The organism is Streptomyces sp. SudanB52_2052 (genome assembly GCF_964272415.1).
Lineage (GTDB): Bacteria > Actinomycetota > Actinomycetes > Streptomycetales > Streptomycetaceae > Streptomyces > Streptomyces olindensis.
The window spans coordinates 2,938,070-2,962,750 of record NZ_OZ186796.1 but is presented as its reverse complement, the minus strand read 5'-3'; the positions used below and the strand labels follow the sequence as shown (position 1 = coordinate 2,962,750).

Below are 24,681 nucleotides of genomic sequence, written 5' to 3'. Positions count from 1 at the left end.
TAAGGTCTTCCGCTGATGCAGCGTCAGGCTTCAGCTCACCTCCAGGAGCCCTTCCAGCTCCTTCATGAACAGCCCCTCCAAGACCGCCCATTCGCTCACCCGGTCCACCACGTCGACCGTGCGGCCGTCCAGCGCAGGGGTGGCCTGCGGGTCGTCCATCGGAACGAGCAGCCACAGGCCGTGCGGCACGGCACCCGGCCGGCGGGCCGCCTCCTGGAGGGACACCAGCAACTCGCGGCCGCCCGCTTCCCAGTACCGGGCCACCAGCGAGGCCCGGTGGGCGAGGAGCACCGTGCGCGGGCCCGTCTGCTCGGCGAGGGTCGTGCAACGGGCGGCGACGCGCTCGGCGGCGAGCCGGGTGTAGGACGCGAGCGCCGGTCCGATCCGGCCGGTCTCGGTGAACTTCGCGTCCGCCTTGAGCAGGGCGCCCCACCGCACCTGCTGCTCGTCGGCCAGGGTCCGCAGGGCGGCCAGGAACAGCTCGTCCACATCGACCGGCAGCACGTCGAACCGGGCTGCGAGGCGGTCGGCCGTGCCGGGAAGATGGGCGCCCCGGACGGTCAGGGCGAGGAAGCCGCCCCGGCGTACCGCCTCCTGGAGCCGCACGGTCATCACCCGGCCCGGGTCGATGCCCTCCGCCAGCTGGCCCTGCGCGGCCTCGCGCAGCGCACCGGTGCTCGTCAGCACCGAGCCGGTCCAGGCCGGGCGGCTCTGCTCGGCGTCCCGCGCCGGCGGGAAGAAACGCCGCCTGTTCCGGTCGTACTCCAGCGGGAAGTGCGCCTCGGCCAGGGCCTCCTCCCACTCCACGTATGTGACGCCCACGAGCGTGGCAAGACCGGGGAAGCGGGACCGCACCCGGCTCAGCAGGTCGTCGGCGCCGATCCCGATGCCGGGACGCACCCCGGCCGCGGCCTGCGAGATCCGCAGCGCCCGGTCGAGGCCAAGGTCCAGGGGGAACAGTTCGAAACGCGGCGTGACGCCGACTCCGCCCGCCATCGCGGCGGCCAGGGTCAGCAGGCGGGTGTCGGCCAGCGGGGCCATCCCCTCCGGGGCGGGTACCGTGCGCAGCTCGCGCAGGACCGTGCCGCCGCCGGGCAGCGGATCGCGGGCCGCCACCTCCTCGGCGGCCCGGCCGAGTAGCGTCGCGTACTCGGCGAGCTCCACCGGAGTCGGATCGTCGCTGCCTGGTAGGTCCACCAGGGCCAGCAGCACCGTGCTGCCGCGCCGCAGCACGGTGAACCGGGAGGCGCCGTACTCGTCGCCGTCCCCCGCGGCGGCCGCATCGTCGCGGCGTGATTCGACCTCGGCGGCCGCCCGCACGACAGCCAGAGCCTGCGTCTGGAGCCCGGCCCGGTCTTCCGCGCCGCTGCCGTCGTCATCGTGCGGTGTGTGCCGTACCCGCAGCTCGGTGGCGAGCTCCTGCACCGTCATGACCCTGCCCTGCTCGGACAGTATGGTCACCAGCTCGTCCCGGATCGTCCCCAGCCAGGGCAGCGCCGCCCACCGGTCGATCGCGGCGCCCAGATTCCCCGAGACGGTCGGCTGGCTGACGCCGAGGGCCTTGGCGATCGCCGACTGGGCGGGCCACAGCGGCAGTTCACCGGCCTGCTCGAGCTCCGGCAGGCCCAGCGTCGCGAGGACGATGTCGCGTCGCGGACGTGTGCGGGGGCCGGACTCGGCCGGGACCAGCCGGGCCGCGAGCGTCTCGACGGACTCCAGGGGCTCGACCGGAGCGTCGGCCGCCACCCGCACGGGGTGCTTCGCCGCGGCCCGCTTGCGGAGCTGCTGGGTCCACTGGCGGTGGCGTCGGTTGAGCTCCTTGCGGATCACATTGCCCGCGCCCCGCGCACGGGAGATCGTGTGCGGCGGGACGTCCAGGAGCTGCCCCACCGTCTCGGCACCGAGACCGGCGGCAACCGACACCGCCCGCGGCGACAGGCCCGCGGCGTGCAGGGGGGTCGTCAGGTCCGCCGCGGCAGCGGCCTGCTCACGGGCGTCCTCGACATCCGCAGCCTGTGCGTCGACCGTTGCCGGGGTGGTGGGCGGGCGCGTCGAGTCCGCCCGGCGGAAGACCTGACGCCACGCCTCCTGCATCCCGCCGAGGCTGTCGAAGCGCTGCTCGACATCGCGGTGCAGGGCCTGCGCGAAGAACTCGGTCAGGCCCTCCGCCAGCGCCGGCTCGAACAACTCGCGGGCCACATACAGCTCCGCCTCCGGGACGGTCAGCGGATCGCCCTGGCCGTCTCCCCAAACCGGCCGCTCGCCCGAGGCCATCTCGTGGAGCGTGACAGCCGCCGCGTACCACTCCGCGTGGTCGTCGTAGCGGGCCCGTCGGCTGCCGCCCAGGAAGGGGTCGAGGTAGCCGCGGGTGCCCGCATGGAGGTCCTGGTCGGCGGCATCGGCCAGGGAGAAGTCGAACAGCATCAGCTGCCACGAGCCGTCACTGCGCTTGAACAGGCCGAGATTGTCCGGCTTGATGTCGCGGTGGCGCACCCCTCGGGCCGCCAGACTGTCCAGGGCCTCGAAGAGATCGTTGCCGAACCGCTCCAGCTGGGCGTAGCCCAGTCGGCCCTCGCCGCGCAGCCGTGACCCGAGACTGACCGGTTCGCGGTCGTCCTCCGGGCGGAACCCGCCCGCGTACTCGATTTCCAGGACGGTGTGCCCGCCCAGCTCGCGAGGGGGCGCGAGCAGCTTCACGATGCGGTTGCCGCCCACCTCGCGCAGCGCCTTCGCCTCCGTGTAGAGGCGCGCGTCCTTCTCCCGGTCGAGCGCCACCTTGAACACCCGCAGCGATGCCGGGTCCGCCACCCCGTCCTCGACGCGGCGCACCAGCAGGGCGCGGGCGGTCGCTCCGGTGCCGAGGACCCGCACGACCTCCCACTCGGCGTCGAGGCGGCTGCCGGCCTTGGCCGTGAGCGGGTCCGCGACCTCCACGGCCCCGCGCCGGGCCGCGGTATCGACTGCCTCCGCGACGTCGAGCAGCCGCAGGAACTCCTCGGCCGACGACAGCCTGCTCTGCACGTCGGAGGCGGTGGCCCGGAAGACCAGGTCGTCCAGCGTCGCGGAGACACTGTCGGACGCCGCGGACGGACGGAGCCCGCCCTCTGCGGCGAGCCGGTCCACCAAGGCGCCCCGGGCGTCGGCCGGCGGCTTGCCGGTCAGCAGCAGATAGGAGACCGCCCCGAGGCCGAAGACGTCGAGGTCCACCGGGTCGGCGAACTCCCTGGCGGCCTCCGGGGCGAGATACACCTGGGCGATGTCGGCCACCAGCCCGGAATCCAGCGGTGTCTGCCCGAGGCTGAGGTGCGAGGTGGTGTCGAAGTCCCTGGCGGCGGTCTGCCAGTCGGCGATCCGCAGCACCGGTTCCGCACCGTCCTCGCGCGCGGACACGTACACCGACCGCGCCGACAGTGCCCGGTGGTACAGCGACCGGTCGTGGGCGTAGCGGACGGCCTCGGCGAGCTGGCGCACCAGGTCCAGGCGCACGGCGGGCGTGAGCCGGTCGCCGTACGCGTCCATGTAGGCGTCGAGCCGCAGGTCCGACTCCTGGTGCCGGAAGAGGATCGCCGGGCCGCCCTGGTGCTCGCGGATCTGGACGGCCTGGACGATGCCCCGGTGGTTGATGCCCTGGAGCACTTGGTACTCGCGCAGGGCCGCCCGGTCCACCCGGCCGCGCTGCTCCGCCGACGCGGCCTGGCCCGACAGATAGATGCGGACCCTGCCGCTCTCCTTCACCAAGCCGTCGTCGCGTACGGCCAGCCGGTCCTCCCAGCCGGGGCCCGCGTCCAGAGCGCGGGGCGCGAGCCGCCAGTCGTCCCCGAAACGCAGGTGGCTGGTGGAGTGGCTGATCCCGATCCGCTTCATCAGCATTTCGAGGCGCTGGCTGTCCTGCGGGGTGACGCGCCAGCTCTCCCGCTCCGGAGGCAGCCCGAGCAGCCCGTCCCAGATGCCGGGCAGGCCGCTCGCTCCGCCGTCGCGTCCGTACACCGAGGCGCGCTGGAACTCGTCCAGCTCGCTCACCAGGTCGGGGTCGTGCAGGAAGACCGCCGGCTTGATGAAAGGGATCTTCGCCTCGGGTATGCCCGCCGCGTGCGCGGCCCGCTCCAGCTGTGCCTTGAGCTCCTTGGCCTTGAGGTCGGTGAGGTGCAGCGGGTTACGCAGCGTCCGCACCCGGTCGCCGTGGAACTGCCAGGTGTCCCCGTGGTTCACCACCCGGCCCGGGTGTCCCTTGAGCTCCAGCAGGTAGACGCCGCCGGGTACGGCGATCAACAGATCGCACTCGTTGACCCGCCCGGTGACACCGGTGAACCGGAACGTCGCCCACGCCCGGTACGGCTCGGCGTTCGGCATCAGCTGCCGTACGTGCTCAAGGCCCTCCTGCTCCCATCGGAATCCGGACCGGCGAGGCTGGAACCAGTGCTCGCGACGCGCCGGGAGGCCGGGCGTGGCGGCGGTCGGCGTCACTTGGAGTCCTCCGGTACTGGATGCGTCGTGATGGGGCAAGCCTAGCGGCGTGACCCGAAGCGCCAGGCTGGAAGCCTGTGGGCTGCGGTCCGAACTCACCGGGCCGCACCAAGCCCAGTTACACGGATATGAGTCATCCCGAACCGCTACGAAGCTGGATTCGGACAGTCGAGTCGTAGATCTTGCGCTCCGCCAGTACCGCGCTCGGCTGTCGAGTCCCACTGCTGTCCGCTTGTCAGAAATGCCGTCACTGCCGTCGGCCACAGCCCTCTGTGAACACCGCTTTAGGAGAGAGGCGGGAGGATCGTGCCGCTGCGCTGGGCTTTCGATACCTGGTACGGCTGCTGGAAACTCGACCGCGAGACACCGCCGTTGACCGTGGCTGACCCCTGCATCTGGCACGGCAGTGGCACGAACCTCAGCCGACGACAGTCAGCCACGACGGCGGGTGCGTCGCCCGACCAGGCGCGCGTATGCCTCGCTGCACCCCTACTGACCTTAGCCACGCTGCATTGCTATCGCCCAGAGCAAGCTATGGCGGGCTGGAGCGGTTCCGGCACTCGGTGCCATACACCACGCACCTGGTGCCAATATTCGCGATACGCGCCATTGCAGACTCACCTGTCTCTTACGATGTGGCCCAGTCTAAGAGGAGGAGTGCAAGTGATACTCCGCGAGTTCCTGTACGTAGACACTGACAAAGTCAGGGCAATGCTAGCCCAAATCGACGGAGGGGTCGCGGAAGAATCACGGGAGACCGAGCGCAAAGAAAAAAGGACCACTGTCGGCCCACGGGTCGCTGGGCAATATTTTCAAGGGTCTGGAAGTGAAACCTATACGAATAAGTCTCTAGGTGATGCATTGTTTCCGATGCTCGAACAGGCTCTAGAGTCAGAGTCACTGCTTCGAGATATATCAGAAGAAGTCCGCGACCCAGAGCAGTGGAGTTCCGGTGAACTGAAAGGAAGGCTGCCTGTAGGCTCCCTGGTCAGAGTTACAGCCATGGGCTCTCTGTTCGATACTCGCTACGCGACTTCAGCATTCTCGGCCTTTGGGTCTGTGATGGTGGGCCTGAACGACATGGGTCATCTATCGGTCCTTAAACAGGCCAGTCAAAGCAAAGGGAAGCAGGGGGGCCAACAGAGGCATACACCTAAGCAGAAACCGGCAGACGGGCCAGTCACGCTGGAAGACTCAATCCCCGACTTCCCTGACATTGGAGGTGCTGACGGGAGAATGTTGAGGGCTTTCGTGCGCATTTCCAAAGGCGTCTTTGCGCCTGGCCTTCACGTGAACCTTACTCCAACGAAAGGCGTCCTAATAAACTCGCGCCTCCAAGAAGGGCGCCAGTACTTGGACAGTGAAGCAGATATCCTATTCGCTCGATACGGGACGGAGTAGCAGGAGTGGACAGTAGTCGGCAGCATTGGTAGCTACGGCACTGAGGAAACCTCTCTCCCTGATATGAATTTCTACAATGCGGACGGAAGTATAAACAGAGCTGAGTTTGCGGAGACCATTAACGCTCAGATGCGAAACTTGGGCCGCTTGGGATTTATTGACCTTCCGCAGCATCCAGGCTTCTCGCTTATCCCCTTCGCCGTGTATCGATCCATTCCTCGGAGTGGTTCAGTGACACTTGCCGATTGACGCGAATAGATTTCGCTGCGCCTCGTTTGCGGATCGGGGGTGTGGTTCCAACGAGTGCGCACAGGCGAGTGAGGTCGGCGGGTACCTTCTTGCTCCAGATCGTTGCCCCGGTTTCGTCGACCGCGGCGAGCCAGTGATGGGCTTTCCCGGCGTCGATCCCGATCCAGAGGCGGGACAGATGTTCGGCCATGTGCGTTTCCTCGGTTCAGGCAGCATGCCGTTCGGTCCGAGGAACACCCGCCGTCAGCTCCGTAAAAAGCGATCAAGGCGCAGATCTCAATCAGCGGCCAGGGCGTCCCGAAGAGCGGGGCGGCCACTCCACCGGAGCCGCCGGGGGCAAGCGACTTTAGAGCCACACCCGACTCTTCCGGACCGCCAACCAACTTACGGAGCGGCTTTGGGCAGGAGCTGGCAGGCGTGATCCGTCCCGCCGCGTGCGGGCGGAGGCCGTGAGTGGGAAGGTGATTGTAGGTGACAGAGCGGAGGTTGCCATGTTCACCACCCCGGAAGAGTACGAGGAAAGCGCTCGCCGCAAGCGAGAGCGGATTACGGAGCTGAAGGAGGAGGTTCGCAAGAAGACCTCCCTCGGAGAGTCTACCTACTCCGAAGAGCAGGAAATCAGGAGTCTCGATGCGGAGGCTGAGCGGGAGGAAGAGAAAGCTCGGACCATGCGCTTCGGCCCCGTCGTCAACGAGTCTCATGTTTCTCGGCAGGCTCGACGAGATGCCGCCGAGCTATGGGGGCAGCGGTCTCAACCGCAGCGATCCAAGTACATGAGGGACTTCGAGGTATAGGCCGAGTGCCCCTCCTCGGGAAATCGAGGAGGGGCGCATCGGATTAATCTCATCCAAAATATTCGCCAAGCTCTCAGCGGCTTGGATGGGCATTAGTCGCCATTGTCATTCTCGTGTGCTTTAAGTCTCAACACGGAACCGCCAGCTGAGAGTTTCACGATGGCGCCAGTTGCTGTGTCGTAGAGAATATAAATGCCATCGTTCGTACCCAAGAGCAGTAGTTTCTTTCCGTTCAGGCTCGAAATTGGCTTTCCGTCCACAGAGCGAGTGATGCTTTCTACCTCGTAAGCTGCAATGTCCATGATTAGAAGGTGTGAAACGCGAATAGGGTCTACGCGACCTCCCGCCTCTCCGCCTTTCCTTCTCTGCTCAATGCGGTCATCAATGGCGCTCGCTGCTAGAGGGCCACCGATGATGAAGATTTCAAGCGCGATGGCCACCGGCATCGCGATCGCATACAACTTAAGAAGGCGTGTGAAACGTTGCTCTCGCCGTCTTTCTGTTGCAACGGCATCATCGTTACTTTTTCGTTCTTCCTTATCTCGCCGCTTGCGCAGGTATCGCCGAACTAGCAAGGTGGTCGCCCATACCAGGAAAGCCGTAAACGTCAGTGCCCCCGCTGCGAGGAGGATGAAGCCCCAAGAGCGAAACAATGTTTGAGAGTAATCCAAGCCGACTTCGGATGGTAGGATCCCGAAATTTTCATAGAACTCCTCGTAGAGCATAGAGAGGATAACGAATACAGCGAATCCGGCCACCCCGGTCATGCCGATCACCAAGGTAGCTAACCGGTACAGATGCTCGGCATTCAGGCGGGACTTCTTCTCGGCTTCGCCAGTAGGTGATTGCGCGCCCGAATTGCTCATGCTCCGCACTCCTCAAATACGCTGATCGGAGGATCAATGGCTAGGAAAATCAGCGCATCCTTCCGTGCCTACAGGTTGGCGCGATCCTTCAGAGTCGGCATCTGATACGTGCCGAATGGGTGCGGTGCCCAAGGGGTGCGCACAGCCGACGCCCCAGCCGCGACGAACCCTTCTCTGGCATTAGGCGGCTGAATGCTCTGCGCGCGGCACGGGCACCGGCCGGGCTGGAGCGGGGCGGAGACAGACATCTCACGCTGTTAAGGCGTCAAGGGGTGGGGCCGAAGGCTTGCTCTTCGTTGTAGGGCTGTCGGGTTTGGAGGCAGTGGTAGAGCTGTCCGAGGAAGCGGTTGAAGAGGTGGCGTTGGGCGGCGGCGTGCCAGTCGCCGTGGTCGCGTCTGCGTTGGTAGTGGGCTTTGGCTCCTGGTGAGGCGCTTAAGGAGGCGAAGGCCCAGAGGTGGCCGGCGTGGCAGAGGCGGTCGTTTTTGATGTAGCGGCGGCCCACGTAGCGTTTCTTGCCTGATGAGCGGGTGATGGGTGCGGATCCGGCGTATGCCTTCAGGCCGCGGGCGTCGGAGAAGCGTGTGTGGTCGTCTCCCATTTCGGCCAGGATGCGGGCGGCGAGCTGGGGTCCCAGGCCGGGGAAGCTGAGCAGGATCTGGGCGTCGGGATGTGTGCGGAGGTGTTCGTCGACGGCGGTGGTGAGGTCGTCGGTGGCTTGGCAGGCGGCGTCCAGTTGGGTGAGCAGGGCGAGCAGTTGTCGGCCCATGGCGTGTTCGACGGGTGTGGGCTGGCGGGGTCGGCCCGTGCGGAAGAGGGCGTGTAGTTGATGGGCGTCGGTGTCGATGTTCCGGCTGCGGCCGGCTCGTGTGAGGGCTCTGCGGAGTTGGGCGAGGGTGAGGCGGGCGGCTTGGGCCGGGGTGGGTGCCATGGTCAGCACCTGGCGGGCGTCGGGTCGGGTCAGTCCGCCTTTTCTGCTCTGGAAGGCTTCCAGAGCGGCCGGGTAGTACTCGCGTAGGAGCGAGCGTGCCTGGTTGGCGATCTGCTGGCGGTTCCAGACGGCGTCCTGTTGGGCGCGGGCCAGGACCGTGATGGCTTTGGCCTGGTCGCTGTCGTTCGGCAGTGGGCGGTGACGGTGCATGTCGGTGCGCAGGATGTGTGCAAGCGCTAGCGCGTCAGCGCGGTCGGACTTGGTGCGGGAAACCGTGTGGCGGTCTCGGTAGCGGGCGACGGCGAGCGGGTTGATTGCGAAGACCTGCCGGTGGCCGTTGTGCAAGGCAGCGACGAGGAGGCCTCGGCTGGTCTCGATGGCAATGGGGATGGGGTGTGCGGGACTGTCGCCGTATTCGGTGAGCAGACTCAGAAGTTGGGTGTAGCCGGTGGCGTCATCGGTGATGCGGCACTGGGCCAGCGGTGTGCCGGTGTCGTCGACCAGGGCGACATCGTGGTGGTGTTCGGACCAGTCGATCCCGCAGAAGACCTTCACGGTGTCCTCCATGCGCGCGGTGTTGTGGGTGAAGCCGGTGCGGGCCATGCGGCGACCTAATTCCAGGACTTGATCCGTCCGCCATCTCACCAGCCGTTCATGGCGCCTGCACCCAGCCGGCCTCTGTCTCAAGGAGAGCTCGCTGGCTCGCGAAGCGACGAAGAGGTCACTACGGCCGGGCTGGCTCACACCTCGGCCGCGCAAGGGTTGTCTCGGTTGTGACGCGATGTCGTGCTGGTCCGAGAACACCGGGTGTACCGCTCTGTCTCAAGGCCTGCGGGCCAGAAGCGCAGCAGGTATCTGCCCGGTGTTCACGCGGCAGTCACGTTGCGTAGCGTCCTACGGGCGCCGCTCTTCCGTGAGGCGTCAATGGCCAGGAGAACCGCAGGCATCCCCCGCTCAGCCAGCACACGATCGACCGTCTTAAGGAGGAATTAGGAGGAATTAGGAGAACCGACATGGACCACCGACACGACGAGCTGATGACTGTCCGCCAGGTGCTCGACGAACTGGGCGGTGTTTCTCGACGGACCTTCTACCGCTGGCGGGAGCTTGGGCTGGGGCCTGAGGCGTTCAAGCTCCCCAATGGAGAGCTCCGAATCTGGCGGAGTGACTTCGCCACGTGGCTGCGACAGCTGGAGGCGGCGGCGTGAAGTCTCTCGACGTGAAGGTCTGGGGCGTCCGAAAGCGGGACACCAAAACGACTTCGTACGGCGTCCGCTGGTCCGTGGCCGGCAACGTCTTCTCCGAGTCCTTCCGCACCAAAGCGCTCGCCGACCATTACCGCACGAAGCTCATGCGGGCGATGCGCGACGGCGAGGAGTTCGACACGGAGTCGGGCCTTCCGGCCTCGATGGAAGAGAAGAAGTCGGCCGTGTCGTGGTACGCCTTCGCCCTCAGGTACCTCGCCATGAAGTGGCCCCATGCCGCCCCCAACACACGGGACGGCATCAACGAATCGCTCACCAGCGTGACGGTGGAACTCCTCGACGACCGCGCCGGACGTCCGTCCGATGACGCGATCCGCAAAGCGCTTCGCAACTGGGCCTTCGTCTTGCCGGGGCCTGACGATCGGGAAGTCCCGGACGACGTGCGGAACGTTCTCCACTGGGTCTCCAAGGCCTCTCGACCGCTGACCGATCTTGCTGAGCCCGCCACGGCCCGCGCGGTCCTCGACTCGCTGAAGCTCAAACTCGACGGTACGGCAGCGGCGGCGGAAACCGTGCGGCGTAAGCGTCGGACGCTCGTCAACGCCGCGAACTATGCGGTCGACCTGGGGGAGCTGCGCGAGAACCCCGTCACTGCTGTCCGCTGGCAGAAACCGAAGGTGTCCAACCAGGTGGACCCGCGCGTCGTCGCCAACCCGGAGCAGGCTCGCAACCTCCTGGCGGCCGTCTCCTATGTCGGCGGATACCGGCGTGCCCGCGGCCGTCGCCTCGTGGGCCTGTTCGCCGCCATGTACTTCGGTGGCCTTCGGCCGGCGGAAGCGGTCGGCCTCGTCGAGACGGATCTGACCCTTCCCGAACGGGGCTGGGGCTCGGCCCTGCTCCACCGGACCCGCCCGTCGGTCGGCAAGCAGTGGACCGACTCGGGGGAGACCCACGACGACCGCGGGCTGAAGAACCGACCGACCGAGGACGTGAGGCGCGTGCCGATCCCGCCTCATCTCGTCGCCGTGCTCCGCGAGCACCTGGCCACGTTCGGCACGGCGGAAGACGGTCGGCTCTTCTTCAGCGAGAAGGGGTCGGTCGTCCCATCCTCGACCTACTACCGCGTGTGGCAGGAAGCCCGGCTCCTGGCGCTCCCACCGGCCGTCGCGGCCTCGCCGCTCGCGAGTCGGCCGTACGACCTCCGGCACTCGGCGCTGTCGACATGGCTCAACGCTGGTGTCGACCCGACCGAGGTGGCCGAGCGCGCCGGCAACAGCGTGGAGGTCCTGCTGACCCGGTATGCGAAGTGCCTCGACGGACGACAGGACGTCGCCAACCGGCGTATCGAGGACCTCTTGCGCGAGTACGAGTGAAACATCCTGCACCCCATCGAGGCCCCGGGCATCTTGTTCGGGGCCTCTCTTGTTTCGTAGCCCGCTAGCCTTGCTCCGCGCATCGCTTGCACTGGGAGGGGACCAATGTTGTGCTGCGGGCATCAGATCGACGAGCAGTTCAGTTTCTGCCCGTATTGCGGAACGGAATTTGACGATTCCATCGAGTCCCAGTCGTCGCAAAGTGTGGCGCCTGTCGGATCTCTGTGTCGTACGCTTCGAGACTGCGCGAAGGAGACGTTCGAGGATCTCGCTATGGACCATGTTCATGGGTCTCCCGCGAGCGAGGAGGAATTCACCAAGAAAAACTTGCGGAGATTTCGTCGATTGCACGAAGATCGTGTACACATCCGGGAGTTCCACCGATCCGAAGAAGCTCGGAACGGCGCGGACTGGGAGTGGTGGTTCTACTCTGGAACACGGGGGTTTGGTATGCGGGTACAAGCAAAACGCATGAAACCTGGTGGTAGCTACCAGTTGAAGTACACCGTACGAGGTCGCCTGCAAAGCGAACTGCTCGTGGAAGATGCGCAAGCTTCGGGTTGTCTACCCGCCTATGTGTTCTACAACCATCGAAATTGGACCCCCTACTCCCCAGGCCACGCCATCTTCGACTGCCCTCACGGTTCCGGTGAGCAAGCCCATCTCGGTTGCACCATTGTCTCCGCTCATACGGTGAGAGCTGCGATTCTTGATAAAAAGTTGGGGCCAAGGTATGCCAAGGAGCAGAGCATGCCATGGCACACGATCCTTTGTGACGATTCAGATCGAAATCAGGCCGACCTGGAGGACGCCTATGCGTAGTCAACTACATGCACCGCGCTGGCCTTGCCCACTTCGCATCGGCGGAAAATTCTGTCGCTCTTAGGGCTGAGCAGTCTAAGCGCGATACAGCGAAGGGGGACAAGTGGTCATCTGTATCAGGCAAGCATGTCCACATTCCGTCAGTAACTCATCCCGCAGACCTGGTCGATTCTCTTGTCTTGCCTAGCGGTATCTCTCGACGCTTGGCCTTGCGTAACGCTGACGATCAGCCGCTCCCTGAGTTGCCCGAACGTGTCGTTGCCATGATCGCGGGACGTGACGTCCAGTCCCCTGACCCTCGGCTCAAAATGTCGGTGTTGATCGATCTGGCGACCTAACAGGCCGGTCACGGCAGTGACGTAGGCGTAGGCGGTGCCGACGGAGATACCGAAGCTCGCCGCGAGCTGGATCGGGGTGTGGCGCCGGCGCAGGTACACCAAGCCGACCAGGGTGCGCTGGTGCGGGCTCTCGTCCTCTCGCGGACCTCACCTGCGGCGATGCTCCAAGATCCCGTCCACGCCTCGTCCACTGACCCCGACATACGCCCGCTTCGAGCGGCATACGCCTGCACAAACACAAAGACCCCGCACTCAGCGTTTGCGCTGGTGGCGGGGTCTTTTGGCACCTTCTTCGAGGTGCCCCCGGCAGGATTCGAACCTGCGCACACGGCTCCGGAGTGATTGCGCCGATCGAGCCATGCATCCCCTCTGACCTGCGCGGAAGCCAGTCCGTTGTGGTACGGGGACACACAGTGTGTCGGAGCTGTGTCGCAGGAGCCCTCAGTTGGCCGCGGACGGGCACTGCGCCGGCCGCTGGATGCGCTGGGCGCCCTGGGGCATGGACTGCTTCGTCCCGCAGCAACTTGGGCGAGGCCTCTGCCTCGGGATGGAGCGCTTCCTACCTGCGCTGATGGTCCGCAGACGTTCGTGCTCGTCCGCCGGTGTTCATGGGCGTTGTCACGCAGTTAGACACTCACCCGGTGCGCGTCAGAGCACGTGAGCTCATTTCTCCAGGTGCAGGCATAGCCCTCCTAGAGTCGCAGATCTGGTCGGGTGACCTGGGGCTGTTGACCTGGACACCTGTAGTCAGTGATCGTCGGTTGTACTTGCCGATCAGCCTCGGGCGCCCCAGAGACGGCCCAGCACCTTCATCCTCGGACATGGATGTCAGCGACCTAGCTGGGGCCGCGAGATGCAGCTCGCAGCTGCGCATTGTGCCAGTCACCCGGACTGGCACAATCATTGAACACTGATCACCAGGAGTCACTTGCTCCCAGGGAGGATGCGCACGAATGCTGCGGGCACGACCCATGGCATCCGTCACGCCAATTCTTTTCCTGCTGCTTCAGTCTTAGAGTACTTTCATTCGCGGAGGGGGACGGCGCAGTAGATGCCAGAAACAGCGAACAACTCCGGCGACGAAACGACCACCGATGTGCTAATTGAGCATCGCAGAAATATCGCCGACTTGCAGCAACGCATCAAGAACCGCCGCCTGCAGGTTTTCGGGCTATATGGCACCCCGATTGCCATTCCTTTCGTGATCCTCGCGTGGGTGTCCCTTAAGTTCTCCATTTGGCCTCACGAGGGGATCCCTGAAGCTGTCAGCAATGCATTCAGTGGATTCCTGGCCTTTTTGGTAATCGCTACGATCGTGCAATTCGCTCTTGAGTTCGTCGAAGACGGAGCATGGAAAGATGCTAGTAAGTCAGTCAGGAGCTTGAAGCTGGATCTTGCTCTGGCCGAGGAGCGTCACATCCTCGAGGCTAGACGGCGGACCCCTCCTGCGCCGGACCGACAGGCCTCCTACCTGGAGCGCATCCCCGCAGAGATAGCCCGGCTACGTACAGAGTCTCGCCACTATCGGCGCATGCATCTCTTGATGCAATGGATCCTCTTTGTTAGTTCTGCAGCAATCTCTGGGGTCACTGCTTGGTACGACCCACCTCAACCTGGGAAGGCGGTTCTCATCTTCCTGGGTTTCACAGTATCCGTGATCACTGCGGCGGCTGGCTACTTCAAACCGCGCGAGCGAGCTTTCAATCTCCAACAGACTGCGGATAGTATTGAGCGGCACGTAACCGCTATTGAGTTGGGTATCGCTCCCTACGCCGCAACGGATGATAAGGAAAATCTCAGATCTTTCGCTACTACTGTTGAGGAGTTGCGCGCAGAGCAGCGCATGCGAGAACAGCAACTCGATCAACCTCAACAGGGTCAGCAGCAGGTCATCTGATATTTCGTCGACATGCACTGTGGCGAATTATCCTGGGCGCAATAGTGACTGCAGGGAACAACTCGGGTGAGGCCGCGCAATGATTGGCTACCCGACGGCAGCGCCACCGTCGCCCACCACTCACCCCAGTTCCCATCCCGTCCGCCGTCGACCCACACACCGTGGAGCAGGCGTGGTTCAGGGCGTCAAGGTGGAGCGCGCTGCTGTACGAACGACCTTGACGCCCTGGGCCGCGCCTGCTCGGCTCTGCCTGGGTCGGCGGTGGATGGGATGGGAACTCCCCGCGCACGCCACTATGGGCCCGCAGCCGGGAACGGTGCCCCTCCATCCCGGTGCCGGCCGATCCCCCGCCGGAGGCCTCATCTTGTGCCCGCGGATGACGTCCCGTCCTCGCCCGCTTGCACGCAGCGCGCCGCCGGGCGGGGCCGCCGCTGGCGAAGACAGGGCGGCGGCCCCGCCGACAAGGCGGCGCGCGCCCGCGCCGTGCGCGGGCACTTGATGAAGTAGGGAGGGTTTCCGGCCGGCCGTTTGGGCCTTCCGAGAATCAGATCGGAAGTCGCCTCCGGCTCCTACGATCATTGAGGGGCCGGCTTCGCCGACAGGCTGTAACACCCGGGGTGTCCGCCGCCCTCGGCGTGTTACAGCCGCTTGGACCCCAGGCGGGGCACTCGATGTCGTCTCACGAACGCAGGTCGCAGCGCGCCCCTGCTCTGTCAGTCGGGCGTCGTACGGTCTACGCAGGCGAATGCATGGAGGTCAAATGCCTGAGCGCGTAGGCGAGGTCAGATGGTGGTGGATCAAGTTACGTAACCCGAGGGATGAGAGGTTCTTCCTGTACTACCCCAACAGCGGGACTGCGGATGCTCAGGTTCTGCGGGTATGCGACCGCGACGGCCTTGATCACGCAGTCCTGATCTGGAACATCTGCCATGAGTGCCGATGTGGTCTGATCGCGAAGATCTCGATGATTCCTGAATGGCAGCGTCAGGGACTGGGGCGTCGGCTCGTGAGATGGGCCATGCGCGGGGGACCGGGCTACGACTGGGTCACGTCGAGCCAGTCGCCGGACGGTCAGCAGTTCTTCCCTGTGCTGGCACGGGAGACCGGCGCAGCGCTCACCAACAAGGGGAAGATATGCGGGCACATCGACGTTGCGAACCGGTCCTTCCCCAGGCCTCGACTCGTACGCGATGTCTGAGGGCGTCTTCGACCCGGACACCCCGGACAGCCTCTGCTCCGGCTGTCCGGAGTGTTTGTGCAGGTGGGAGTCATAACCGGACAGCCGGACAGTGCGGACACCTCCCAGCACGGTTCCATCAGACCCGGACAATCCGTCCGGGTCCTCTCCTGCTCAGTGCCGCACGCTGGCCATTGGCGGTAAGGGCTGAGATCACTTACCCCTTCCCCGCCGCGTCGGTACCGTGAAAGACGCCCCTACTCAGCAGCGGGAGGCAACACCACATGCGTGGTCTTGGAGATCACCTCAGCATCGGCGAGCGCATCGCGTTCTACCGGAAGCGCCGCGGCTACACGCAAGAGGTGCTGGCCGGCCTGGTCGGTCGTAGCACTGACTGGCTCGCGAAGATCGAGACGGGACGTCGGAAGCCGCCCCGTATCGACATGCTCGCGGAGCTGTCGCGCACCCTGCGCGTGCCTCTCGGGGATCTGCTCGGTCAGACCGTGCTCATGGAAGACGAGCGGCAGCAGGACGATGTCCCCGCCGTACGTGATGCCCTCATGAGCCCGCGTCGGCTCTCGCGTCTGCTCTTCGGCCCCGAGGCTGAGACCCAGCTTCCGACACCTGCCCCTGTGGCTTTGCGTGTCGAGCAGGCATGGAACGACTACCAGGGCGGACGGCTCGGCAGCGTGATCGCAGCCTTGCCGGCGCTTCTTCAGACCGCACAGGAACTGGAGGACCGAGCGGCGCGCCGCGGCGATGACCATGGCGACTGCTGGGCAGTGTCAGCCCGTACGCACCACCTTGCGGCTACGACTCTTGCGAAGATCGGCGAGTCGGACATCTCATGGCTTGCTGCCGAGCGCGCGATGCGAGCCGCTGACGAGTCGGACGACCCGCTCGTGTTGGCGTCGGCTGCGCGATCCGGCACGCATGCCTTGCTCGCCAACGGGCGCTATGACGATGCGCTGGAGCTGGGCAACACGGCAGCTACGTGGCTGTCGGCTCAGGTGACCGACAGCAACCCGGCGGCGCTCAGCCTTCTGGGCATGATCCACCTGCGTGCTGCCGTTGCGGCGGCACGGCATCAGGACCGGCCCACCGCAACGGCGCTACTGGACCGCGCCGAAGAACTCGCGGATGACCTTGGGTCGGATGGGAACTACTGGCAGACGGGGTTCGGGCCGACGAACGTACTGCTCCATCGCCTGTCCATTGAGCTGGACCTCGACAACGTCTCGTACGTGGTGGAACACGGCCGGATCAACGTCGACCACATGCCGCAGGAGCGCAGTGTCTCGCACCGTATCGACTTCGCCCGTGCCTTGTCCCTCGCTGGACAAGGGGATGAAGCGTTCACGGAGCTACGTACAGCTGAGCGGACATCGCCGCAGCTCGTACGCAACAATCCAAGGGTGCGCGAGACGCTGCGGGACCTGATCAAGCAGTCTCCCGTGACCGGCGGTTCGCGTTCGTCCGAGGTGTTCGTGATGGCTCAGCGGTGCAGGGCGGTGCAGTGAGTTCAGGCAAGCGCGGGGTGCTCGGTGTGGTCGGGTCGGCGGCCGGAGGCGTTGAGGCTCTGCGCACCGGTCTTGTCGGGCCCGCGATGGACCGAGGATGGCAGGTGGCCGTCACCCTTACGCCGACCGCGGGTAAGTGGCTGCGGATGATCGGTGAGGTTGAGCGGTTGGAAAAGCTCACCGGCCTGCCTGTGCGTGACGAACCGCGTCTCCCTGGAGAGGACCGACCGCATCCGCCGGTTGACTGCTACGTGGTTGCCCCCGCGTCGGCCAACACGGTTGCCAAGCTCGCGACCGGCCTCATGGACAACCAGGCGCTGACACAGGTTGGCGAGGCCATCGGCACCCTCGGTTTGCCGGTTGTCGTCTTCCCCCGGGTGAACGCGGCGCACGCTCGCCACCCCGCGTGGCAAGGCCACGTCGACGCCCTTCGGGCCGGGGGAGTGCACGTCGTCTACGGCCCGGACGTCTGGCCGCTGTACGAACCGAGGGAAGCGCCGGCGGGGCGCGAACTCCCGTGGGCCGCAGTGCTCGACGCCGTGGAGGAAGCCATTCGGTGACGAAGCGTCAACCTGCCTGATCTGCAAGGAAAGAGGACCCGGACAGACTGTCCGGGTCCTCTTCCGTTTCCGGCCGCATGCTCATTGGCATGTCAGGAATCAACGAGCGGAGCGGCGAGTTGGGAGGCCTGACTCCCACGGAACTTGCCTTGATTGAAGCGAGTCTGAGCGAGGCGCGCGCCACGGTCGAACGACTGCTGCGGCGAGCGGACGAACTTACGGCGAGGGTGGAGTCTCGTCGCCGACAAGCTGTTCAAGGCGGTCCAGTCGCTCACCGAGCAGACGAAGAGCGTCATGAATCGAGCTGAGTTCTGCTGCCAGTGCGGTGAACGCGGGACTACTGCCCGGCTCGGTACCGAGCGGCACCGACGGGTCTCGGACGAACGTCCCGCGACCCTGCTGGGTGAGAACCAGTCCCTCGTCACGGAGCTGGCCGTAGGCGCTCTGCACGGTCATGAGCTGCACGCCAAGGTCTTTGGCGAGCTTGCGAGCCGCAGGGAGCCGGTCTCCCGGATCGTACTCGCGGTTCGGGCCCGTGATCTTCTCGCGAAAATCCGCGGCGATCTCCTTGGCCGTGGGCGTCTGCTTGGGCGCTTCTGGACTCTGCTCCATGGGTTCGAGAGTAGCTGGACCTAGGTCAATCTCTACTTCTCCGTTCGACCCTCTTGACAGTCAGATTGACATAGGTCAATCTGAAGCCTCCGCGGCGCTGGGACTCCCCAGCAAGGTCGCCCGTCGCCGCGGTTCTCTCTGCTCCTTCGACCCAGGAGAGCACCATGCGCACGTACGTCGGCCATCAACAGGCCGTATCCGTAGAGGACTTCGTGGAGCTGGCCCTTGGCACCCCGGTTGAGCTCTGGCTCGGGGCCGAGGGCGAGACGGACGAGGAGCGTGCGGCCCGCCTGGACGCGGCGCGCGACATCCTCGCCGACCCCGAGTACAGCAACCTGCCGGACGACGTGGCCCGCATCGCCGCCGAGGTGATCGAGGCGCACGCCCCGGAACTGTTCAACGTCGTTCCGCTGGCGAGCCCGGCGAGGCGCCGCCGGTCCTCCCGGAAGGGAGCGGCGGCATGACGACCGCAACCGAGACGGCGCGGCCCGCGGTGCCGCCGCTGACGAAGCCGGAGATGGGCCTTGCTGGATTAGGCGCGTTGGCCGCGGCCGGGGTTGGCGCCCTGGGGCTGATCGCCTCGTTCGACGCGGTCTCCTCTGCCGCCGCCCGTTGGGGCTTCGGCGCGCCGTGGATGCTGCCGGTCGGCATCGACGTGGCCATTCCGGTGTTCACCGTGGCCAACCTGCTGCTGATCCGGATGGACATGGCGTTGGCGTGGGTGCGGTTCGTGCCCTGGGCGCTGACGCTGGTCACGTGCGGGCTGAACGTCGCCGCCGGGCACACGCTGTGGGCCAAGGTCGCACACGGCACGATGCCCCTGCTGTGGGTGGTGTTCTCCGAGATCGGCGCCCACGTCTACGCCGTCCGGATCGGCGCCGCCACCGGCCGGCGGATGGAGAAGGTGCGGTTCTCTCGCTGGATGCTCGCTCCGCTGTCGACGTTCGCCCTGTGGCGGCGGATGACGCTGTGGGAGATCACCTCCTACTCCGAGGCACTGAAGCGGGAGCGTGAGCGGCAGCTGGCCCGCGCCCGGCTGCGCGAGCGGCACGGCCGGCGGTGGCGGTCAAAGACGCCGCGCCCGGAACGGGTGCTGCTGAAGCTGGGCGAGCTGGCCCCGGCGAGCGAGGACGTCCCGCCTGTGCCGCAGCAGCAGACAGAGAAGCCGAAGCCGGAGGCGCCCAAGACGCCGCGCAAGCGCCCGGCCAGCACCAAGGGCAAGGCCAAGACTGCCAAGGCGCCGCGGACCCCGGCGGAACTGCTCGCCGAGGCACGCGAGGCCACGGCCGACTGGGCCGATGACGCGATCAACGCGGAAGCCATCCGGACCACGCTGCACTGCTCGGCTGGCAACTCCCGTGTGCTGCGCGACCTGTTGCTGAGCGAGCGGGCCGAGGGGCGCCGCCTGCACTCCGTCGACGGCGACGAGGGGACCGAGGAGGAGGCGGCATGAACACCGTGTTGACCATGCTGGCCGCGGCGGCGCCGGTCGCCTCCGGCTGGACGGCGCACACGCTGTGGCTACGGCGGCGCCTGAACGTCGCCCGCCGTGACCCGCTGACCGGGCTGCGGACGCGCGAGGCGTTCACCCGTCGCGCCACGGCTCTGCTGCGGGACCCGCGGGCGGTCGTGGTGCTGGCCGACGTCGACCGCTTCAAGCAGATCAACGACACCTTCGGGCATGCGGCCGGGGACGCGCTGTTGAAGGCGACCGCGGACCGGCTCGCCCACCACGTCGGCCGCTCCGGGGTGGCCGGGCGGCTCGGGGGCGATGAGTTCGCCGCCGTCCTGATCGACGACCACGGCACCGCCTCCGACCTGCTCGCCGTGCTGCATGGCGTGCTCGCCCGCCCGGTCGACGGCCAGGACCCGGCCGTACACACCACGGTCTCGCTCGGCTGGGTGCGCGCTGCGGACTTCCCCGGCGACGACCTGTCCGGGCTGCTGCGGCGGGCGGATGAGGCGATGTACGCGGCCAAGCAGGCCCGTGCCGGTGCCCGCCGCGCCGGATTGGGGCGACTGTTCGCCACGGTCACCGGGCGGCGCGCCGGCCGCGCCGGAGCCCGGACCAATGCTCTGGTCGTAGGGGTGGCGGCCTGATGTCCGCCTACAGCAAGTGCTTCGACCCGTCTGGTGCCCGGTTCGGGGTCCCCACGTACCCGTGGCGATTCGCCCCGGACGGCTACGCCACTCGCCGGCAGCTGCGTGCGGCCGGGCTGCGGCCGGGCGGGCAGCCGGTCGCCGCACAGGTGATGCGCCGCCACCGGGGCCGCAAGGCCGGGGTGCAGGTCGCCTACCTCTACCGCGTCGACCGCGCGAAGCCGGTCCGGCCGATGACCTCCCGCAAGTGGGGTGCGCTCGCCCTGGCGATGCTCGCCCGCCGCACCTGCCCCAAGTGCCGGATCACCTACAGCTACTGCATCCCGACCTCGCTCGGGATGTGCCTCGTCTGCACCTACCCCGAGGAACAGCGCGCTGCCTGACCCGCTCAGTGCGGGGCCCGGTCCCAAACCGACCAAAGCAGCGGCCGGGCCCCGCATCCCTCCCAGAGAGAAGGAACCCTCAGTGAAACATCCCGACGACGACAACGAACTCTTCAACCGGCTTGAAGCCGAGATGGCCGCCGACTCCGACGGCGCCGTGGTCGACCTGGACAAGGCCCGGTCGGCCCGCACCGAGTCGGCCGACCGCGCGCCCGACGCGTCGCCCGACTCCGGGCCCGACCGGTCGGGCGACCCGAAGCCGACCGAGTCGGCCGACCCGGGCGAGGGGGAGTCGGACGACTCCGCCCCGACCCTGGTCGACCGTCCGGCGCCGACTCAGTCGGGCCCCGGTCTGATCGACCGCATCCGCGACTCCAAGCGGCTGGACATCCTCCCGGCGTGGGCGAAGTCGGGCCCGGAGTTCGCCGACGCGATGCGGTGGCTGGCCGGGCACGTCTGGCACACCATCGCCTTCCACGCGGTCCGTGTGCCGTTTCTGTACGTGCCCAAGCTCATCTGGCGCTCGCCGCGCGGCCTGGCCAACACCCTGACCCGCGTGGGCCGCTGGGCGGTCGACGCGGAGGGTGAGCCGCTGCGGCAGGCCGAGGCACGCCGGGAGAACTCCGAGCTGTACCTGAAGCTCTCCCGTCAGCGCGACCGGCGGGTGCGGCTGCGGATGCTCCTCACCATCCTCGGTGCCCTGGCCGCCCTGGTCATGGGCTTGTTCCTGGTCTACGGCGCCGAGCCGCGTACGCAGGTCATCGCCGCCACGCTTATCGTGCTGACGCTGGGCTGGCTGGGCGCGCCGGCGGATGCGCCGCTGGCTACCCGCGCGGTCATCAAGACCGAGGTGCAGAAGCTGACCAGCGACATCGTGGTCAAGGCCATGGCGTCCATTGGCATCGGCCAGATCGCCAGTGCCGTGGCCAAGGGCCAGGACGGCATCAAGTTCGTCGCCCCGATTACCCGCGAAGGCCCGGGCTGGCGCGCGGACATTGACCTGCCGCTCGGGGTGACCGTCGCCGACGTGGCCGACCGGCGCGCCCGACTCGCCTCCGGCCTGCGCCGCCCGCTCGGCTGCGTGTGGCCGGACGCCGACCCCAACGAGCACGAGGGGCGGCTCATCCTGTGGGTCGGGGACCGGGACCTGTCCAAGACCGGACTCGTCAAGTGGCCGCTCGCCAACGCCCGCAAGCACGACATCTTCAAGCGGATCCCGTTCGGCATCGACCCGCGCGGCCGGGCTCAGTCGGTGCCGATGATCCAGCACAACATCCTGATCGGCTCGCTGCCCGGCCAGGGCAAGACCGCCTCCGTGCGCGTGCTGGCCTGCGGCGCCGCCATGGACCCGTCCGTCGAACTGTGGCTGCACGAGAACAAGGGCACCGGCGACCTGGACTCCCTCGAATGCGTCAGCCACCGGTTCGTCTCCGGCATCGACGACGACTCGATCAAGTACGCGGCCGACTCCCTGAAGCTGTTGCGCGAGGAGGTCATGCGCCGTGCGGCTGCGATCAAGAAGCTGCCGCGGGACCTGTGCCCGGACAAGCGCATCACCCGTGCCATCGCCGACAAGCGCTCGCTCAAGCTGTGGCCGCTCGTGGGCGTGTTCGACGAGTGCCAGAACCTGTTCGCGCACCCCAAGTACGGCAAACAGGCAGGTGACGACGCCGAGTTCATCATCAAGCTCGGTCGCGCCCTGGGCGTGATCCTCGTCCTGGCCACGCAGCGCCCGGACAAGGACTCGCTCCCGACCGGTATCAGCGGCAACGTGTCCATCCGCTTCGCCCTCAAGGTCGCCGGGCAGGTCGAGAACGACATGATCCTCGGTACGTCCGCGTACAAGAACGGCGTACGCGCCACCTCGTTCCGCCCGGAGATCGACGCCGGTAACGGCTACCTCGCCGGCGCCACGGCGCTGCCGGTCGTGGTGCGCACCGCCTACCTGGACGACCACGCCACCCACGCCATCGCGCAGCGCGCCTACGCCCTGCGCAAGGCCGAGGGAACCCTGTCCGGCCACGCGCTCGGAGAGGACCCCGAGGCCGTGACCGGCCCCTCGTACGACCTGCTCGCCGACGTCGCCGCGGTCGTGCCGTCGTCGGAAGAGCGGGTGTGGAACGAGCGGATCGCCGCCCGGCTCGCCGAGCTGCGGCCGGAGGTCTACGGCGGCTGGAAGGGCGAGAACGTCACCAGCGCGCTCAAGCCGCACGGCATCAAGACCCGCGACGTGGCTGGGACCACCGACGACGGCACCCGCACCACCCGCCGCGGCATCGTCCGCGCCGACCTCACGAAGGCGATTGCGGAGCGTGACGAAAAGCGGGGCGCCGCCTAGCCCTGGACGGTGCTACCGGTAGCACGTCGCCCTGCTACCGGTAGCACCCCCGCTAGCACCCCGCATAGCCCCTGATCTGCGATCTAGCGCATAGCACCCCACCTGCGAAAACCCCGAAAACCGCCTGGAAGGGCCCCTCATGCCCCCCATCGCCCTTGCTATCGCCTGCCTGCTCGCCATCACGCTTGGTTACGTCGGAATGTGCGCGGCCAGCCCGTTCGGCACCTGCCGCAAGTGCAACGGCTTCGGCTTCGCCATGGAAACCGACCGCAAGGGACGGCCCAAGCGCGGCAAGAGCTGCCGCCGCTGCAAGGCCACCGGCAAGCGCATACGCGCCGGCCGCTGGCTCTTCAACCGAGCCCAGCGGATCTACCGCGAAGGCACCCACTGACCACCCGCCCGCCCCGACGAAGGGAGGTTCCGCCCGTGGCCGTCACCGTCTCGCTCGTGGCCCTGTTCGGACTCGTCCTGTTCTTCCTGCTGCGCTCCAAGTCCCTCGGCTACGGCGCCGCGTTCACCGCCGCCGGGTTCGGCTTCTTCCTCGCCTCCACCGGCGCCGCCGGGCCCATCAACCAGCTCGCCGTCGCCGTCATCGACGCCATCCAGCACCTGTGAGGAGCATCGCCGTGAACGAACCGACCCTGCCCGCGCCCTACGTGCCCACCGAGCCGTACGCGCCCGCCCCGGCCGCGGTCGAACTGGCCGCCGAGCGCGGGCCGGTGGTGTGGGTGCCCGACGCCTACGGGCGCATGGTCCCCATGCCCAAGCACCTCGCCCCGCCCCCGATGGCCCGCCCCGAGCCGCGCGACCTCACCCCGCTGCCCCTGCTGGACCCCATCGCCCAACGCTTCCTCGGGGCCGGCATCGGCGGCGGCGCCCTCGCGGCCGGCGTCGGCTACGGCATCGGCGAGGCCGTCAACGCACTCGCCGGACTCGGCTCCGGCGCCCTGGTCTGGATCGCGCTCGCCGTGCTCGCCTGGCGCGCCCCCGTCCGCGCCGTCGCCGGCGGACGCGGCAGCACCGTCACCATCCGCAAGGCCGTCATCAAGCGCAGCCACTTCCACGGCTGAACCCCGACAGGAGACCCGTGTTCGAGATCCGCGTCGTCTGCGACCCGGCCGACACCAGCCGGATCACCGCCGCACTCAGCGGCGCGTTCGCCGCCGGCGCCGTCCGCACCTACCCCACCCGCGACGGCGAGCGCACCCGTCTGTACGTCACCGCCGACCACCGCCCCGAGCCGGGACCGTGGCCCACGCCGGACGAGGCGTACGCGCTCGCCCCGAGCATCATCCGCGAGATCGGATGGACCGCCCGGACGGCCGCCGACAAGCCGTTGGGCGAGCACCTGGGGCGGGAGTTCTGGCTTCGCAAGGCCGCGCTGCTGGACCGCATCGCGCTCCGGGACGAGGAGGACGGCCCCCGCGGCGACGCGGCCGAGGTGGCCACGGAAGCCGCCCGCCGGCTCATCGAGCACGACCGGGACGGGGAGGGCGACTACCACGGCGATCCGTACTGGCCCGAGCACCCGGCCACCGCCGCCGACCCGCGCGGCTACGTCCGCCAGGAATACGCCCACTGGGCCAAGAACCAGTAGCAACGCCGCGGCGGCGGGACTCCCCAGCAAGGTCGCCCGCCGCCGCGGTTCTCCCTG

At 67.1% G+C, this 24,681-nt stretch carries 23 protein-coding genes and 1 pseudogene; 18 read left to right on the top strand and 6 right to left on the bottom strand.

What is annotated here, in order from left to right:
* Window positions 1-30: 30 nt before the first annotated feature.
* The gene (pglW, locus tag ACSUPV_RS12865) at window positions 31-4,464 is read right to left on the bottom strand and encodes a BREX system serine/threonine kinase PglW (RefSeq protein ID WP_436947506.1); all 4,434 of its coding nucleotides are present in this window, start codon (window positions 4,462-4,464) and stop codon (window positions 31-33) included.
* Window positions 4,465-5,127: 663 nt separating this feature from the next.
* Here pglW and ACSUPV_RS12860 point away from each other — a divergent pair.
* Window positions 5,128-5,865 carry a DUF6414 family protein gene (locus ACSUPV_RS12860; RefSeq protein ID WP_436947505.1) on the top strand — a complete coding sequence of 246 codons (738 nt, stop codon included), beginning with the start codon at window positions 5,128-5,130 and terminating at the stop codon, window positions 5,863-5,865.
* A gap of 187 nt (window positions 5,866-6,052) precedes the next feature.
* Here ACSUPV_RS12860 and ACSUPV_RS12855 read toward each other — a convergent pair whose 3' ends face one another.
* Window positions 6,053-6,304 (bottom strand): IS110 family transposase, encoded by a 252-nt coding sequence (locus ACSUPV_RS12855; protein WP_436947504.1) that lies wholly within the window; start codon window positions 6,302-6,304, stop codon window positions 6,053-6,055.
* Window positions 6,305-6,605: 301 nt separating this feature from the next.
* Between ACSUPV_RS12855 and ACSUPV_RS12850 the strand changes: the two genes are divergently transcribed.
* Window positions 6,606-6,908, top strand: a complete 303-nt coding sequence (locus tag ACSUPV_RS12850) for a hypothetical protein (protein ID WP_436947503.1) — start codon at window positions 6,606-6,608, stop codon at window positions 6,906-6,908.
* Between the two features lie 92 nt (window positions 6,909-7,000).
* Here the strand turns inward: ACSUPV_RS12850 and ACSUPV_RS12845 are convergent, their stop codons facing one another.
* Together ACSUPV_RS12845 and ACSUPV_RS12840 are read right to left on the bottom strand one after the other, a co-directional pair.
* The gene (locus ACSUPV_RS12845) at window positions 7,001-7,774 is read right to left on the bottom strand and encodes a hypothetical protein (protein WP_436947502.1); all 774 of its coding nucleotides are present in this window, start codon (window positions 7,772-7,774) and stop codon (window positions 7,001-7,003) included.
* A gap of 265 nt (window positions 7,775-8,039) precedes the next feature.
* Complete coding sequence (locus ACSUPV_RS12840) at window positions 8,040-9,269, bottom strand: IS110 family transposase (RefSeq protein ID WP_436949898.1); 1,230 nt, start codon at window positions 9,267-9,269, stop codon at window positions 8,040-8,042.
* Between the two features lie 446 nt (window positions 9,270-9,715).
* On the opposite strand from ACSUPV_RS12840, the gene ACSUPV_RS12835 reads away from it, so the two are divergent.
* The 3 genes from ACSUPV_RS12835 to ACSUPV_RS12825 all read left to right on the top strand — a co-directional run bounded on the left by ACSUPV_RS12835 (window position 9,716) and on the right by ACSUPV_RS12825 (window position 12,102).
* Window positions 9,716-9,910: a helix-turn-helix transcriptional regulator gene (locus ACSUPV_RS12835; RefSeq protein ID WP_069926930.1), complete on the top strand. Its 195-nt coding sequence runs from the start codon at window positions 9,716-9,718 to the stop codon at window positions 9,908-9,910.
* Window positions 9,907-11,280, top strand: coding sequence for a tyrosine-type recombinase/integrase (locus ACSUPV_RS12830; protein WP_436947501.1), 1,374 nt, complete (start codon window positions 9,907-9,909; stop codon window positions 11,278-11,280). The genes ACSUPV_RS12835 and ACSUPV_RS12830 overlap by 4 nt, the downstream gene beginning before the upstream one ends.
* A 273-nt stretch (window positions 11,281-11,553) precedes the next feature.
* On the top strand, window positions 11,554-12,102 hold the full coding sequence (locus ACSUPV_RS12825) for a DUF6615 family protein (protein WP_436947500.1): 549 nt from the start codon (window positions 11,554-11,556) through the stop codon (window positions 12,100-12,102).
* Between the two features lie 326 nt (window positions 12,103-12,428).
* Here the strand turns inward: ACSUPV_RS12825 and ACSUPV_RS12820 are convergent.
* Window positions 12,429-12,566 (bottom strand): annotated as a pseudogene (locus ACSUPV_RS12820) (transposase family protein); the annotation flags it as partial.
* Between the two features lie 925 nt (window positions 12,567-13,491).
* Here ACSUPV_RS12820 and ACSUPV_RS12815 point away from each other — a divergent pair.
* The 4 genes from ACSUPV_RS12815 (at window position 13,492) to ACSUPV_RS12800 (ending at window position 17,594) form a co-directional block, all read left to right on the top strand.
* Entirely contained in the window at window positions 13,492-14,337 is an 846-nt protein-coding gene (locus ACSUPV_RS12815; RefSeq protein WP_436947499.1) for a DUF4231 domain-containing protein, read from the top strand.
* 760 nt (window positions 14,338-15,097) lie between these two features.
* A complete protein-coding gene (locus tag ACSUPV_RS12810) occupies window positions 15,098-15,535 on the top strand; it encodes a hypothetical protein (protein ID WP_436947498.1) in 438 nt (145 codons plus the stop codon).
* Between the two features lie 263 nt (window positions 15,536-15,798).
* Window positions 15,799-17,034 (top strand): helix-turn-helix domain-containing protein, encoded by a 1,236-nt coding sequence (locus ACSUPV_RS12805; protein ID WP_436947497.1) that lies wholly within the window; start codon window positions 15,799-15,801, stop codon window positions 17,032-17,034.
* Window positions 17,016-17,594 (top strand): flavoprotein, encoded by a 579-nt coding sequence (locus ACSUPV_RS12800; protein ID WP_436947496.1) that lies wholly within the window; start codon window positions 17,016-17,018, stop codon window positions 17,592-17,594. The genes ACSUPV_RS12805 and ACSUPV_RS12800 overlap by 19 nt, the downstream gene beginning before the upstream one ends.
* A gap of 216 nt (window positions 17,595-17,810) precedes the next feature.
* Here ACSUPV_RS12800 and ACSUPV_RS12795 read toward each other — a convergent pair whose 3' ends face one another.
* Window positions 17,811-18,206, bottom strand: coding sequence for a GntR family transcriptional regulator (locus ACSUPV_RS12795; protein ID WP_030784520.1), 396 nt, complete (start codon window positions 18,204-18,206; stop codon window positions 17,811-17,813).
* A gap of 164 nt (window positions 18,207-18,370) precedes the next feature.
* Here ACSUPV_RS12795 and ACSUPV_RS12790 point away from each other — a divergent pair, with 164 nt between their 5' ends.
* From ACSUPV_RS12790 to ACSUPV_RS12750, 9 genes are all read left to right on the top strand, one after another.
* The gene (locus ACSUPV_RS12790; protein ID WP_436947495.1) at window positions 18,371-18,670 is read left to right on the top strand and encodes a hypothetical protein; all 300 of its coding nucleotides are present in this window, start codon (window positions 18,371-18,373) and stop codon (window positions 18,668-18,670) included.
* Window positions 18,667-19,659, top strand: a complete 993-nt coding sequence (locus ACSUPV_RS12785; protein WP_436947494.1) for a DUF2637 domain-containing protein — start codon at window positions 18,667-18,669, stop codon at window positions 19,657-19,659. The genes ACSUPV_RS12790 and ACSUPV_RS12785 overlap by 4 nt, the downstream gene beginning before the upstream one ends.
* A complete protein-coding gene (locus ACSUPV_RS12780) occupies window positions 19,656-20,306 on the top strand; it encodes a GGDEF domain-containing protein (RefSeq protein WP_436947493.1) in 651 nt (216 codons plus the stop codon). The genes ACSUPV_RS12785 and ACSUPV_RS12780 overlap by 4 nt, the downstream gene beginning before the upstream one ends.
* Entirely contained in the window at window positions 20,306-20,689 is a 384-nt protein-coding gene (locus ACSUPV_RS12775) for an RRQRL motif-containing zinc-binding protein (protein ID WP_436947492.1), read from the top strand. The genes ACSUPV_RS12780 and ACSUPV_RS12775 overlap by 1 nt, the downstream gene beginning before the upstream one ends.
* Window positions 20,690-20,771: 82 nt before the next feature.
* Window positions 20,772-23,027, top strand: a complete 2,256-nt coding sequence (locus ACSUPV_RS12770) for a cell division protein FtsK (protein WP_436947491.1) — start codon at window positions 20,772-20,774, stop codon at window positions 23,025-23,027.
* Between the two features lie 139 nt (window positions 23,028-23,166).
* Window positions 23,167-23,418, top strand: coding sequence for a hypothetical protein (locus ACSUPV_RS12765; RefSeq protein ID WP_436947490.1), 252 nt, complete (start codon window positions 23,167-23,169; stop codon window positions 23,416-23,418).
* Window positions 23,419-23,453: 35 nt separating this feature from the next.
* Window positions 23,454-23,642, top strand: coding sequence for a hypothetical protein (locus ACSUPV_RS12760; RefSeq protein ID WP_193460181.1), 189 nt, complete (start codon window positions 23,454-23,456; stop codon window positions 23,640-23,642).
* An 11-nt stretch (window positions 23,643-23,653) separates the two neighbouring features.
* On the top strand, window positions 23,654-24,097 hold the full coding sequence (locus tag ACSUPV_RS12755) for a hypothetical protein (RefSeq protein ID WP_436947489.1): 444 nt from the start codon (window positions 23,654-23,656) through the stop codon (window positions 24,095-24,097).
* Between the two features lie 17 nt (window positions 24,098-24,114).
* Window positions 24,115-24,624: a hypothetical protein gene (locus ACSUPV_RS12750; protein WP_436947488.1), complete on the top strand. Its 510-nt coding sequence runs from the start codon at window positions 24,115-24,117 to the stop codon at window positions 24,622-24,624.
* Window positions 24,625-24,681: the final 57 nt, after the last annotated feature.